This is a genomic window from Snodgrassella sp. W8124 (assembly GCF_016100875.1).
GTDB lineage: Bacteria > Pseudomonadota > Gammaproteobacteria > Burkholderiales > Neisseriaceae > Snodgrassella > Snodgrassella alvi.
This window is the reverse complement of record NZ_JACFRP010000002.1, coordinates 102,906-116,759: the sequence shown is the minus strand read 5'-3', so window position 1 is coordinate 116,759 and position 13,854 is coordinate 102,906. Positions and strand designations below refer to the sequence as shown.

At 40.5% G+C, this 13,854-nt stretch carries 11 protein-coding genes and 1 tRNA gene; 4 read left to right on the top strand and 8 right to left on the bottom strand.

Translation table 11 applies throughout. The features are described 5' to 3' along the window. Positions 1 to 20: 20 nt before the first annotated feature. The 3 genes from H3U73_RS08380 to H3U73_RS08370 form a co-directional block, all read right to left on the bottom strand. Complete coding sequence (locus tag H3U73_RS08380; protein WP_084550930.1) at positions 21 to 1,169, bottom strand: hypothetical protein; 1,149 nt, start codon at positions 1,167 to 1,169, stop codon at positions 21 to 23. Continuing rightward, positions 1,166 to 2,620, bottom strand: a complete 1,455-nt coding sequence (locus H3U73_RS08375; protein WP_078475433.1) for a hypothetical protein — start codon at positions 2,618 to 2,620, stop codon at positions 1,166 to 1,168. The genes H3U73_RS08380 and H3U73_RS08375 overlap by 4 nt, the downstream gene beginning before the upstream one ends. A gap of 140 nt (positions 2,621 to 2,760) precedes the next feature. Continuing rightward, the gene (locus H3U73_RS08370) at positions 2,761 to 4,089 is read right to left on the bottom strand and encodes a murein transglycosylase A (RefSeq protein WP_232336247.1); all 1,329 of its coding nucleotides are present in this window, start codon (positions 4,087 to 4,089) and stop codon (positions 2,761 to 2,763) included. Between the two features lie 194 nt (positions 4,090 to 4,283). Here H3U73_RS08370 and mutS point away from each other — a divergent pair, with 194 nt between their 5' ends. The 3 genes from mutS (at position 4,284) to H3U73_RS08355 (ending at position 8,427) form a co-directional block, all read left to right on the top strand. Beyond that, on the top strand, positions 4,284 to 6,890 hold the full coding sequence (mutS, locus tag H3U73_RS08365; protein ID WP_198190391.1) for a DNA mismatch repair protein MutS: 2,607 nt from the start codon (positions 4,284 to 4,286) through the stop codon (positions 6,888 to 6,890). A 70-nt stretch (positions 6,891 to 6,960) separates the two neighbouring features. Beyond that, positions 6,961 to 7,037: transfer RNA gene (locus H3U73_RS08360), tRNA-Met, on the top strand. A 697-nt stretch (positions 7,038 to 7,734) separates the two neighbouring features. Continuing rightward, positions 7,735 to 8,427, top strand: coding sequence for a DUF2461 domain-containing protein (locus H3U73_RS08355; RefSeq protein WP_084586028.1), 693 nt, complete (start codon positions 7,735 to 7,737; stop codon positions 8,425 to 8,427). Positions 8,428 to 8,786: 359 nt separating this feature from the next. Here the strand turns inward: H3U73_RS08355 and H3U73_RS08350 are convergent, their stop codons facing one another. The 5 genes from H3U73_RS08350 to H3U73_RS08330 all read right to left on the bottom strand — a co-directional run bounded on the left by H3U73_RS08350 (position 8,787) and on the right by H3U73_RS08330 (position 13,204). Beyond that, the gene (locus H3U73_RS08350) at positions 8,787 to 9,287 is read right to left on the bottom strand and encodes a GNAT family N-acetyltransferase (RefSeq protein WP_110414774.1); all 501 of its coding nucleotides are present in this window, start codon (positions 9,285 to 9,287) and stop codon (positions 8,787 to 8,789) included. Positions 9,288 to 9,489: 202 nt separating this feature from the next. After that, positions 9,490 to 10,140, bottom strand: coding sequence for a DUF421 domain-containing protein (locus H3U73_RS08345; RefSeq protein ID WP_025331730.1), 651 nt, complete (start codon positions 10,138 to 10,140; stop codon positions 9,490 to 9,492). A gap of 510 nt (positions 10,141 to 10,650) precedes the next feature. After that, positions 10,651 to 11,286, bottom strand: a complete 636-nt coding sequence (locus tag H3U73_RS08340; RefSeq protein ID WP_078475192.1) for a hypothetical protein — start codon at positions 11,284 to 11,286, stop codon at positions 10,651 to 10,653. Positions 11,287 to 11,459: 173 nt separating this feature from the next. Continuing rightward, entirely contained in the window at positions 11,460 to 12,068 is a 609-nt protein-coding gene (gene prfH, locus H3U73_RS08335; RefSeq protein ID WP_041880010.1) for a peptide chain release factor H, read from the bottom strand. Next, entirely contained in the window at positions 12,068 to 13,204 is a 1,137-nt protein-coding gene (locus tag H3U73_RS08330; RefSeq protein ID WP_174830751.1) for an RNA ligase RtcB family protein, read from the bottom strand. Before H3U73_RS08330 ends, prfH begins: the two co-directional genes overlap by 1 nt. Positions 13,205 to 13,700: 496 nt before the next feature. On the opposite strand from H3U73_RS08330, the gene H3U73_RS08325 reads away from it, so the two are divergent. Further along, positions 13,701 to 13,844, top strand: a complete 144-nt coding sequence (locus tag H3U73_RS08325; protein WP_172397107.1) for a hypothetical protein — start codon at positions 13,701 to 13,703, stop codon at positions 13,842 to 13,844. Positions 13,845 to 13,854: the final 10 nt, after the last annotated feature.

Genomic DNA, 13,854 nt, shown 5'->3' with positions numbered 1-13,854 from the left:
GATTACTCCCTGCTTAGGTATTAATTGCCACGCAAGCGACCCATCAAACGTGCCAGTAAACCACCTTTCGGCTTGTCTTTATCGCTCTCATCATATTCTGCCTCTTGTGTACCACTTGCTGGTTTAGCAGCTTGTGGTGCTTTTCTTGTCAGAACCATTTCTTTCTCCTGTTGTGTAGCAGGAGGAGTCAACTGCTGCTCAATAATCAGGGCACCAATTGAATATGTAGCTGCTATATAGTTTAAAACATCTTCTAAAGAAACTGGTAATAACTTATATAAAGTATTCAGTGCCACAGGCGTACGCACCAAAAAAGCTGACAGACGCATAGCTTCAGGCAAATAAGCCAGACGAGTCATATTTGGCCATGCTTTCAGTCTGATCACTGTATCCGGCGTAATAGGCTCAATCAGACGACCGCGTGCTGTCCAGATTGATAACTGCCAAATACAGGATTGTAAGGTTAGCTTAGCTTTATCATGCAACTGTGCTGTTGATGCGGATGCAGGTACAGTTTTAGTCTGCCATTCTGCATCAGTTTGCATACACAATTGTTGCAAAAAATCACTTTCAGCTGCCAGTAATACTCTTTCAATGCTGGGAAATACAATTAATACAGGCTTATTATTAAACAGAATTGCTGTATCTTCAGTTTGCTGAGCAAGCTTTTGTACTATACCCAGTAAGGTTCCCTGAGTATGAAAGCGCACTACAGTTACCGACTGATGTGCATGCTCAGCAATTTTGTCTGCCTTATGTTCAGCATTTGATTCAATTTTTTCACTAACTGATTCTTTTTGTGCAGCTGCTTTATCAGCAAGCCAGACCCCGTTCCCCTGCTGCAAATTACGCAGATGCTGAAACAGCGTATCGAATCGGATAGGTTTCATCAGGTAAGGTGCTGTAAAAGATGGTGCATTACGACCAAAAAAGACTACCACAGCATCAGGAAATTTCTTTTTTGCCTTATGCCAGAGCTCTTCGCCGTCGTCAGCATCACCATCAACCAAAACCAGTTCGGGCTGTAAATTATCTTCAGGCTGAACTAACTGGTAATTTACACTATTGTACATCTTAAATGCCATGCGCAACATGGCTGTCTGGCGATCATCCACATTGACGAGCAAAACATAGGCAGTTTTTACTTTGGGTATTGAATTGTTCATCATTGATTTTGCACACCACCGTGGTTAATACGTTTCAATAATTGACTCATAGCAAGTACAACTTCTTCAGGTGGCGTCTGAATTTCAGCACGAATTACCTGTAACATTTTTTCCAGACGTGACCATTCTTCTGCACGTTCATATAAGTCAAATAAAGTAATGTAAAGCTGAGACTCTTGTGGATAAAGCAGGACTGATTTTTCTAATAAATCCATTGCTTCATCAAACTGACCAAAGGTAAGCAACGATTCCACATCCCGCAATACAAGTTCTGCAGGTGTTTCGGCCACGTCATTCTCTGAAGATGCTTTATCAACCAATGACAGGCGTTTAGCTTTAAGGGCACTGCTATTCACAGGCAGATAACCCTGAGTCACGCCAATATCACGCAATATCGTTTCGCTAGGCTTAGTCTCCAACTTTTCAAACATTGGATGATCACCCAGACTGTATCCCCAACCCAGCATACGTTCTTTTACGACATTACCGTATTGGCCCAAAGTATAATACAAACGCCATAAATGCTGTGCAAACACATTGATATTATTATGTCTGTAATCCAGCACCAGAGCATCAATAATCATACCTGCTGGTTTTCTGGATGTTTTAATTGCTTTATTTAGACAGCGAATAGCTGCATCATAGGGCAACTGTTCTTTCAGCAACACGTAACTGTTTTCGGGTTTGGAAAAACTCAGCAGAACATCACGCTCATCACCGCGAATTTTAAAGTTACCTAGATTACCTTCTACCAGCAGTTCGTGCGGCTGCTCCTCAGCATTCTGTTTATTAGCAGAGGATTCTGCTTCAGGTCGAACATCTTCAGGTTTTTTATCCTGATTGATGCCTACTTCTTTTTCTGTTTCCTTGACATCCCATTGCAGCAAATCTTCTGCAAGCACGCGCAGACCCAGATGATTTTCATCTAGTGCAAGTCCTTGGCGAATCAGATTTTCTAATTCAGGCCGCTGGAAATAATTACGATATTGATCAATTACTTCAGCAAGTTTATCTGAATTTTTGGCATCTAAGCATAATGCAGCCAGTTCATTGACCAGAGTATTTGCCATTGCAGGACTCTGCTGGGCAATATTCTGCTCCAGATATGCACCGAGTGAATCAGCTGCTTTCTGAAAATAACCAAACTGTTTATAAACTTTATATTCAGTAAGATGATCTACAGTAGCGACAGAAACCGTGGATTTATCCGGACTGGTGGTTAACTGCCAGTCCCAATCCTCATCCTCCAGAGAAGCTGAAGCATCCTCATTCTCGGATGTATTCTGGGCTTCAGCAGCCTGTTTACCTGTCTTTTTATTTTGTTTAGATGCGGATTGCTTTTTGCGGACCGAACTTTTACTTTTGCCTTGTCCTGCCGCTTTCTGCCGCTTTTTCAGCACGAGCAATACAGCCAGCAAGATAACCAAAAGGGCAATAGGTAAATATAATTCCATAATTTACATCCCTTTTATAATTAGTTGCCAGATGCATGAGCGCATGGTTAAATGCATGTTTTTCATTTACGGTAACGCTTCACATACAATTGTCAATACTGTAACTATTTTACCTTAGCTTGCATTTGTTCGCCAGATTTTTATTTAACCTGGGGCAACATTCCGTTAGGTAATAGTTGCCAGACGTATCCGGGGTATTTCATTTTACCCGCCAAAGCACCGGCTTCATCGCCATAACCCCAGAAATAATCTACTCTTACTGCACCGTTAATGGCACTGCCGGTATCCTGCGCCATCATTAACCGGTTTAAACCAAAACCATTAGCGGGATGGGTAGTAGCAACAAATAAAGGGGCACCCAGATTCATAAAGTGGCTGTCGACAGCAGCAGAATATCCTTTGGTAAGGGGTACACCCAATGCACCGGTTGGTCCGCGGGCCGGCTCTGCAGATGCGCGAAAAAAGACATAGCTTGGATTTTGCCCTAAGACTTCAGCCAATTGCTGCGGATGTTGCTGTAACCAGGCTTTAATACCCTGCATTGAAGTTTGTGCAAGTGGCAGATAACCTTTGTTAGCCATATATTTTCCAATTGATACATAAGGGTAGTCATTTTTATCGGCAAAACTGAGGCGCAGCATCCGGCCGTCAGGTGTTCTTAACTGCCCCGACCCCTGTACATGCAGAAAAAATAATTCTACCGGATCATTAGCATAACCCAGAACAGGGGCTTTGCCATTAAGTGCGCCTGCATTAATCTGGGCACGGGTGTAATACGGAATCAATTGGTTACCACTGATGCGGCCTTTTAGTGCCCGTGTTTTCTCATTCCGGGGAAAGGAGGCCAGATTAGCGGTGTAATCTCCGTTAGGTGTAATGACGCCGCTATTTGCTCCGGTAAGTCGGATACGTACAACACCCTGACGCTGTCCGGCATTAAGAGGAACGACGATAAAATCGCTGGGAATACCATAAATAGGAAAGCGCGCCTGTGCAGTCTGTCTGGTATCGCCCGGCAGCATTGGTTCATAGTAGCCGGTTACAGTACCGGCCAGCTGTCCGTTCTGGCTGACTTCCCATGGCGTGAAATAAGTTTCAAAAAATACTCTGGCATGCTGGTTATGTCTGGATGTGCGTGCTGCCTGCTGACATATTGACTGCCAGGCTGGCTGCATTTGTAGTTTGCTGCAACTGGTTTTGAATGCATCCAGACTATCAACAAATGACTGAATCGGCCATTGCGGCAATTCCTGATAAGAAACAGCTCGGTAGCTGACGCCGGCTTTCCCCGGGGTAAAGACATAATTCCGGGGTAATGGTTTACCCGGTGTTACTGAACCGGTTTCGCCCGGAAGAATTTTATCTGTAGGTTTACGGACATGAGGACAGGCACTCAGAAATAAAACACAGAAGCACAGCATCCAGCAGCGAATTAGGCTGAATTTCTTTGATGGCAAGATTTTTGACATTTTTTAATAGGAATTGAAATCGATACAGATAATATAAACTCTATTTTTACACCATTATGACAGTCCGTCACGCTTTTAAACAGTGAACTATTGAATAACTGATTTTAGGCAGTGATATTTGGCGTTGTATAAACTGAATGTAAACACTCTGTTACAATAGCGTTTTTTTAATCAATTCAAATATTCTCCACATTATGAGTAAACCCGCCCTCACACCGATGATGACGCAATACCTGTCTATTAAGGCTGAACATCAGGACAAATTACTGTTTTACCGGATGGGGGATTTCTATGAACTGTTTCTGGAAGATGCCGTTGAAGCAGCCCGTCTGCTGGATATAACGCTGACTACTCGCGGACAGATTAACGGAGAACCGGTCAGAATGGCCGGTGTACCTTATCATGCAGCCGAACAATATCTGGCAAAGCTGGTAAAACTGGGTAAAAGTGTAGCTATTTGTGAACAAACGGGTGAAGTGGGGGCAAATAAGGGACCGGTAGAACGGCAGGTTGTACGTATTGTTACACCGGGTACGGTGACTGATACGGCATTACTTGAAGATAAAGAGACCAACCGTATTGCGGCCGTTTCTTTATTGAAAAAACAGCTTGGCATAGCGTGGCTTTCGCTGCAAAGCGGAGAATTCAGATGCAAAATCATTACTCCTGAAGCATTGCCTAATGAGCTGGCACGTTTGCAGGCTGCAGAAATACTGCTTTCTGATCAGACTCAGGAAAAATTGAATCTTAGTGGCTATGACCGGCAACTAACCCGGTTACACGCATGGCAATTTGCTGCTGATACCGGTGCCCGTATGATTGAGCGTTATTTTGGCAGTCAGGACTTACGTGCTTTCGGTTTACAACCGGGAATACATGATGCAGCAATCGGTGCTGCGGGTGCTTTGCTGAACTATGTGCAGCAAACCCAAATGCAGTTACCTAAACATTTAGACAGCCTGTCACTGGAACAGGAATCTGCTTATATTGGTATGGATGCGGCAACCCGCCGCAATCTGGAACTAACTCAGACTTTAAGCGGTTTAAAAGCACCGACACTATTTTCTGTTTTAGACCAGTGTGCAACTCATATGGGCAGCCGTCTGTTGGCACAATGGTTACATCAGCCATTGCGTCAGCGTCAGCAAATTATAGCCCGGCAACAGGCCGTTGCAGAGTTAGCCTCTCAGCAGGCACAGGTAACATCCATGCTAAATCAGGTAGCTGATATTGAACGTATTGCCGCACGAATTGCTATTGGCAGTGCCCGTCCTCGTGATTTATCTGCTTTACGGGATAGTTTGACCATTCTGGCAGAATTTCGTTTAGAAGAATCCGGCCAGAGTAGCAGCCTGATACAAACTCTGCTGGAACAGTTTCCACCTGCCGCACCTATTGCCGAACAGTTAAATATGGCGATTATGCCTGAACCGTCGATATGGTTGCGCGACGGTGGGGTGATTAATGATGGCTTTGATGCGGAACTGGATGAATTACGCCGTTTACAGAATCATGCGGATGATTTTTTGCTGCAATTGGAAAACCGGGAACGGGAACGCACAGGTTTATCCAGTTTGAAAGTTGAATTCAACCGTGTGCATGGTTTTTATATTGAATTGAGCAAGGTACAGTCTGAACAGGCTCCGGCAGACTATCAGCGACGCCAGACTCTGAAAAATGCGGAACGTTATATCACGCCTGAATTAAAGGATTTCGAAGAAAAAGTATTAAGTGCACAGCAAAATGCACTGGAACGGGAAAAACAGATATATGACACGCTGTTACTGCAATTACAAAGTAAACTGCCGGTATTACAGCGCTGCGCCCGTGCGGCAGCCAGTCTGGATGTATTAAATACACTGGCCAGATATGCATGCACCGAACATTATTGTTTTCCGGAATTGGTAAACTACCCATGTTTACAGATTAAAAATGGCCGTCATCCGGTAGTGGCTGCGCAAGTTAAACAGTTTACCGCCAATGATACGCGTCTTGATGAAAAACGGCGCCTGATGCTCTTAACCGGTCCGAATATGGGGGGTAAATCTACTTATATGCGACAAGTAGCTTTAATTGTGTTACTGGCGCATATTGGTGCTCCGGTACCTGCAGACAGCTGTACACTGGGAGAATTTGACCAGATATTTACCCGTATTGGTGCTTCGGATGATCTGGCAGGTAACCGCTCTACCTTTATGGTAGAAATGTCGGAAACGGCCTATATTCTGCATCATGCAACAGAACAATCGCTGGTATTAATGGATGAAGTTGGCCGTGGCACATCTACCTTTGATGGTCTGGCTCTGGCGCAGGCCATTGCAGAACATTTACTCCAAAGAAATCGCAGTTATACTCTTTTTGCTACCCATTATTTTGAGTTAACCCGCTTACCTGAGCAGCATGCACACGCATTCAATATGCATCTTGCGGCTTTGGAACAAGGGCAGGATATTGTTTTTCTGCATCACATTGAGTCCGGACCGGCAAGTAAAAGTTATGGGATAGCTGTTGCGAAACTGGCCGGCCTGCCGGCGCGGGCACTAAATGCCGCCTACCGCCATTTACAAACACTTGAACAGCATGCAGCTTCCGAGCAGCCGCAACTGGATATGTTTCAGGCAGCAGACAGCGAAGAAGAAACCATGATGGATACAGATATTAATCATGTTGCTATATCGGCAATCCCCGCTGATTTATGCGCTCAGCTAAATGCACTAAAGCCTGATGAACTGACACCTAAAGCAGCACTGGCTGCTATTTATGATCTGGTGAACTGCTGGCAAAATCATCAGTCATCATAAAAAATGCATAAAAAATCGGTTTTTTAGTTGACATAAGGCTGATTATCCGTATAATAGCTCCCTTACCAGACGCGGGGTGGAGCAGCACGGTAGCTCGTCGGGCTCATAACCCGAAGGTCGTAGGTTCGAATCCTGCCCCCGCATCCAGATTCCTAAAATGTCCTGTTTTAAACAGGACATTTTGCTTTATCCATTCTCTGAACATCATTTCATTAATTTAAAAATAGATATTTCTGGTTTTCGATTGCCGATTTACTTATTTTTTATCATTCTTTGCGATTTATCTTAATTATCCATTTCACAACAAGCTGATTGATACAACTAGATTCAATATCTGACTAATAAAATGTAAAGCAACAATATCAAGGATGCAGGTTTAATAGCTTTAAGCATAAAAAGGCAGAAAAGATATGCAAAATCTTTCCGTACTGAGAATATTTTCAGATATCGAAAAATATCTTAATTAGACATATCAATCACATATTAACCTGTAAAGTTAACAATATTATTTTCACATGCATCACTGCACGGTATATATATTTATTAAATCTTTCAAAGTCTCAGTAATATTGGTTATCGGTTCAAAGCTTCCATGATTAATATCAGATATCCGTAAAACTTTAGATTAATTATATGAGACTCGACACGGAAAGACTGGAATGTAAACAGCAATGTTATGTTCTGATGAGCTCGGTAATCAGAAATTACATTAAAAAATTAATTTTCAACCAGTTTATTTACTCTGCCTGAATACTGGATTAACTCTAATTACTTAGGTAAGATAAAAATGAAGTAAGTAATCCGAAAATCCCATGCGTTTTCTGGAATATTTAAAGGGTGATTAATGTATAAATTCAACGGATTTACGCAGGCTGGACTCAATTTTTTACAAGATATCCGGATTAATAATAGTAAGCCGTGGTTTGATGAGCATCGTTCAATTTATGACCATGAATTGATACAGCCATTTCGGGCACTGGTTGAACAGTTAACCCCTGAAATGTTGAAAATCGACAAAGAATTTGAAACTCGCCCGGCTATTGGTAAAACGATATCACGTATTCATCGTGATACCCGTTTCTCAAAAGATAAATCTCTTTATCGCAGCCGTTTATGGCTGACATTCAAACGTCCAAGCCGCGACTGGAAAGTGGCACCTGCCTATTTTTTTGAAATTAGTCCCGATACTTATCGATATGGGCTTGGTTATTATTGTGCACCCAAACAAACCATGGATATTTTCCGTGAAGAAATACTGAATAAACCGGAAGTGTTTTTAAAAGTGATGAGGTGTGTGAAGAAACCGTTTGAGCTTGTTGGTGATAGTTATAAACGTCCTTTAATTAAAGAGCAGGATAAAAAGATTGCAACATGGTACAACCGGAAAAGTATTGCTGTAATGGCAACCAGTCATCATATCGAAGATATACTTGACAGGGATTTACCAAATAAACTGACCCAAGGCTTTAAACAATTATTACCACTTTATGATTTTTTAATGGATGTAGAATTCATTAAGAATATTTCCAAGTTATAAATATTCTCATCAATATAAAATGATTTTTATTATTTCCCGTATACCTTTTAATTTCTGAAACAATATAGCTATAGGGCTTCTTATAATTATTAGTTTTGAATTCTATATTTTCGGCTGGAATACCTTGTAGATATCTGCTCAGAACATCACGCACTAACATTCGGGTTACCCAATATTGGTATTTATACTTGTTAAAGAATAATTTTTGCCACTGCTCCAATTCCTGATAATTCAAAAATTGGACATAGTTGGTCAAAGCAAATTCGGGATTTATTTCTTCATTATAGGTAAACCAGATGTGTATTTCATTTTCTGCTATCTTTATAAAGTTTTCTACTTAACAGAGGTCTCAATAAAAATCAAAGTGGTTTATACATATGGTAATTTATCAGTACCTGATTTTCTCTGGATATTTTGTTAGCCCGCTTTATTATAAAACCCCATTTTTTGAAAATTGGCATGGCCACTTTTGAAGCATCTACACTTAATTGTGAAAGCTTTTTCTGGTGTGCCAAGCCAAGCACATGGTCATAGAGTTTTCTGGCTATGCCACGTTTTTGAAAGTCAGGGTGCACGTAAAAACAGTCTATGTAACCATCATTTTTAAGTTCAATAAACCCCGCAAGGCGTGAGCCAAAGATAGCCATCCAAGGCTGAGTGTTATCTAAACGTTTTAACCACATCTGATAATCTGGTGGTGTTGGGCACCATGCTTCTTGCTCTGCTTTGCTATAAATATCGGTATCAATAGCATGAATAGTCGAATGAAACAAATCGCATATTTCAGTAGCATAGAGTGGAGAGTATGGTTTTACTTCGATTTCAGATGCAGCATTACCCAACTTGTTTTCTATTTTCATTATGATTTGTTCCAGCAAGACTTTGCACTTCATTATCACCAACATTGATATGTTATCGCATATTTGCTGAGAAATTCATTATCACTGCAAAATACTGGGTATTGCTGCCGGTAACAGCCAGCTAAGAATCAGAAAAATTTTTTATCTCAATACGATGCCACATGATAAATGGCATAAAATTTACAAACTAAGTTTAATCAAACTAGTTTCCGCTACTTTTTTGCACATCTGGATAAACCCAAAGCTTATTATCATGCACTTCTGCCAGAAAAACATCATCCAGTTTTTCTCCTAACCGGTTCAGCTCATTTTCCAGCCATTTTTCGTCATGCCCCAGAGATTTTAAACTTGGGTAATTCACTACTCCATTTTCTACTACAACAACGGCCATGGAGGGATCACCTTTTTTTACTACGGTCATCTGACCATTATATTCAAACCAGACATCACTGAGTGCTTCCAGACTGTTATAGCCACGCTGATGGAGTAACATAATAAAATCACGGATAGACAGTTTTGCTTTACGAAAATTCTGTGAAAGTACGATTCCATTTTCCATTAAGCGTATAGAGGTACCGTCAACAAAATCTTTAGCAATATTGCGCTTAAATGTGGTGTAACGTACCAGTAACAGTAATCCTGCCCAAAAAATGGAAGCACTCATAAGTAGGGTAATACTTATGGACGGATTATATAGCGGACCGCCAATAATTGCCCCTAAAACCACGTTACCTACCTGATCAATAGCAGAAATGGGCGCCAGAGACCCTTTACCGGATAAGTTGATGTACACTAACAGAATACAAAATGCGACCAGCATTTTGAAAATGATATTGAGATAGATGGGATTCATTAACGGTTCCTTTTAAACAATAATAACCGCAGCTTCAGATAAATAAACATAAATTATTGATTTTAATAAATAAATGTATCATGAAATCAATAAAAGATATTATTCTGAATATCGCTCAATATCCTAAAGTAATTAATATTTATAATATTAGAAACACAATAATAAAATATATATTTATTATCAATAGTTTATATTGTAATTTTAAGGTAAATTTCAATGTTTAATTTGTTTAAAATTATGTAATTAATTAATAATGCTTTTGGTTGAAATTTGGTCTTGATAAGGCAATATTGTTTTTGGCTGGATTATTTTAGTTATATTTTTATCGTTCTTGCCAGATATTTTCAGACGAAGGTTTTATAAATTTGAATTCTGATGCGGAGAAAACCAGATTTAGTTACCCGCATCAGGTTATATAACGGCACTGATAAGATTACCAATAGCTATCATCGCATTAAAGCAGCTAAGAATTTACGGAAAAGTTTTCATTATCTGTTAATGTAACAAATGCTATCTAAATACAACTAATTTTTTATATCTTTGACTTATTGAAGTAATTAATGTTTTTATTTGCTCATCTATATCAGTAAAAAGATAGAAATTATGTAAACGCGGATAGTGTTTGATAAATATATTGCCTTTTTGGGTTCCGGCCGGGCATAAATTAAACGCTAATGTATTCGACGTTAAAATAATACTCATAAAATCATCCCAATAAAAAATACCTTCCATGTCAACAGATTTGATTAAGATTCCTTCTTCAAAAAACACATAATGATATTCAGCAGGCCAGTTAATTTCTTGGTATAATTTTTTTAATCTTCTGATTTCACGAATTATTCCGACAATTTGTGCTATAGATATCAGTAAAAATATAATCACGAGTATCTGAATAGATTCTATAACTGTTCTAGGTATTGCATTTTCCTCTAAAAAAAATTTTTGCAAATAAAAACATGCAATATCGATGATATAAATAATTACGCCGCTAAAAAAAATTTTTTTAGGAAAATATATTTTAAATATCTCCCGGGATATTTGAGGCGCCGGTGATTGATTTTCTTCTAATTTAATATTCTTGGTAAATAAATATGTTGCCGTATCAGGATCGAAAGCAACATAAGGCTCTAATATATATTTTTTCATTATGACATTTAATTAATTATGTAAATTAATTTATTTTATCAAAAACCAGATTTATTTATATGATATATGTCAATATTCACTTTTTTTGTAAATTTATTCTAAACGGATACTCGGTAGATTAATGTTGAAAATAAAACAGGCAACTATGAAGATATCAGGTTGCCTGCTTACCACTACAAAGCTTTAAAATCCATGCCAGTAAATATTCGTACCGGATTGCCACGGGCTATCTGATGATGGTGTTTATGATGAGCCGCCTTATTGCTTGCCTGTAATCGCTGTTCCTGCTGTAACAGCTTATGCTGGAGCAACAGCACAGCTAGTTTTTTATTAGCATGCTGGCTGCGCTCTGATTGCACTTTAACACTAATACCGCTGGCTGTATGTGTTGCTCTGACAGCTGATTCCGTTTTATTAACGTGCTGTCCGCCTGCTCCGGATGAACGCATGGTTTCAAATACAATTTCATCAGAGTACTGCTGAACAACTGGATTAAAACAACTCGCTCCAATAAACCAGTTTTTTCGTTTGTGTTGTGGGCGATAAGGGCTGGTACAAACCCATTGAATAGTACCCTGCCACATATCAGCCAGTGCGCTGGCCTGAGTACCCTCTAAGCTCACCAGTACCGAATGCAGCCCGTGTTTAGCCGGTTCCTGTTCCAGAACTTGTACTTCAACCTGTTTCTGTTTTGCTTCATATTGTAAACGTGCTAATGCTTTGACAACGGCAAGACAACATTCAGCCGGTCCGTAAGCAGCAGATAATTGCAAAAGTTGCATTATTTCTTCTCCGTCTGAACTTTATAAGTAATCACTGGTTTAAGGCGTGCTACCGGTCTGATTAGCTGAGCCTGAACCATGGCTGCGATTACACTTTCAATTGATTTATATGCCTGAGGGGCTTCTTCATATAACAGTTCACGATCACAGCAGATTACTCTGCTGCCATGTGCTGTACGGGTTAGCTGTTCTGCTGTATAGCGTTCTGCCAGCCTGCCCTTACAGGCAGAGCGCTGCCATTTACGCCCTGCACCGTGTGCCAGAGAATATAGTGAGGAAACGGTCTCCAGTGGCTGTACCAGATAGCTGAAATCACCACGGGAACCGGGAATAATCACTAATCCTCTGTTGGCAGGCGCAGCACCTTTTCGGTGTAACCAGCCATACTCCTTATTGATTGTTACCGGTTCTATAAAGTTATGGCTGATATCCAGCAGTTTTTGCCCCTCCTGACGCAGGTTAGCCAGAATACGTCTGCCAATCAGCTCGCGGTTCTGCTGTGCATAATCCAGAGCCAGATTGTGTTGCATCAGATATTCTTTACCGGCAGGACTATCGGCGATTAATCCCTGATGCCCGTACTGGCGGGTATGTTTATCCAGAATCATGCCGCCCAGCCCGCGTGAACCGCTATGTACCATCAGTTGCAGGTGCTGTTTATCCAGTCCGGTCTCCCGGATGATTTCCGGTGCATAAACTGTTTCCAGCATTTGCAGTTCTGCAAAATGGTTACCGCTGCCAATGGTTCCTGAAGCATATGTATGATTATTTAATGGCAGAATTTCTGGCCATAACGCTGTACATTCTGTGATTGATAGCGGCTGGTCAATATTATCCAGACGCTTAATCAGCTTAGCCTGATTCATTGCTCGGATTTTAACTGTGGTTTGCCATAATGCCATTCCGCAGCCAATATCCCCGCCAATCAGTGCCGGATAAAGATATTGGGTAGTAAAAAAAGCTGCACCTACCGGATAACCACGGCCGGGATGTAAATCCGGCATACCGGCAACATATTTAATATCGGGAAGTTTTGCAGTTGTCTCTAGCTGCCGGATGGCTTCGCCCTCTAACCAGAGTTCTGGTGATGTTATCAGGGTAATATTGTCCGCCAGCTGCTGAATAGAATTGCCCATTCTGATCCATTCCAATTATTTTATTTGGTAATAAGCAAGCAATAGTCAGCCATGTTCATCATAAATGAACAGGATTTGCATGCTGAGTAATAAATTGGCAGGCCGTAGCCAAGGATCAGGATGTAATCAGCCCTGGATTGACCTGCAAGGGATAGGTAGTACAAACATAATTATTCCTTTCCGTTGCAATGTTGATAATTTGACAGAGTGGCGTACTGTAAATCAGGTTTTACAGGTAGTCAAAAATAATCAGTGATTTTTATGTCAATGAGCTGATTATAATTAGTGTTTTGTAGTTATTTCACCACTAATACATTAATCCGATACTGTTGACACTATTATTTTCAATTAAAAATAATAAAAATTAATCATTATTGATAATTTATACTCTGATATTAATCGGTAACTACGTTTCCTGCATTAATTTAAAAATCTGCGCCGAGTTAAAACCGCCAGAACTACTGCCCGTCAGCGGAACGGCAGTAGAAGCATAGTAATGGGGATTAACGATATTTATGGTCGCAGTAACTCAGGCAGGAATGGAACGGTAACGCCGCAATATATTGATGCCGTACAGAAATTATGTGCTCTGATAAGACAGTTTACCGGCACTGGTAGCGAATTTCAGGCTGAATGCTGAATTTTTCAGC

Excerpts from the sequence above, each read along its gene's own strand:
- H3U73_RS08355 (WP_084586028.1), top strand. The coding sequence starts at position 7,735 with ATGTATAAATTCAACGGATTTACGCAGGCTGGACTCAATTTTTTACAA.
- prfH (WP_041880010.1), bottom strand. The coding sequence starts at position 12,068 with ATGCAACTTTTGCAATTATCTGCTGCTTACGGACCGGCTGAATGTTGT.
- H3U73_RS08370 (WP_232336247.1), bottom strand. The coding sequence starts at position 4,089 with ATGTCAAAAATCTTGCCATCAAAGAAATTCAGCCTAATTCGCTGCTGG.
- H3U73_RS08380 (WP_084550930.1), bottom strand. The coding sequence starts at position 1,169 with ATGATGAACAATTCAATACCCAAAGTAAAAACTGCCTATGTTTTGCTC.
- H3U73_RS08375 (WP_078475433.1), bottom strand. The coding sequence starts at position 2,620 with ATGGAATTATATTTACCTATTGCCCTTTTGGTTATCTTGCTGGCTGTA.
- H3U73_RS08350 (WP_110414774.1), bottom strand. The coding sequence starts at position 9,287 with ATGAAAATAGAAAACAAGTTGGGTAATGCTGCATCTGAAATCGAAGTA.
- mutS (WP_198190391.1), top strand. The coding sequence starts at position 4,284 with ATGAGTAAACCCGCCCTCACACCGATGATGACGCAATACCTGTCTATT.
- H3U73_RS08345 (WP_025331730.1), bottom strand. The coding sequence starts at position 10,140 with ATGAATCCCATCTATCTCAATATCATTTTCAAAATGCTGGTCGCATTT.
- H3U73_RS08325 (WP_172397107.1), top strand. The coding sequence starts at position 13,701 with ATGGGGATTAACGATATTTATGGTCGCAGTAACTCAGGCAGGAATGGA.
- H3U73_RS08340 (WP_078475192.1), bottom strand. The coding sequence starts at position 11,286 with ATGAAAAAATATATATTAGAGCCTTATGTTGCTTTCGATCCTGATACG.
- H3U73_RS08330 (WP_174830751.1), bottom strand. The coding sequence starts at position 13,204 with ATGGGCAATTCTATTCAGCAGCTGGCGGACAATATTACCCTGATAACA.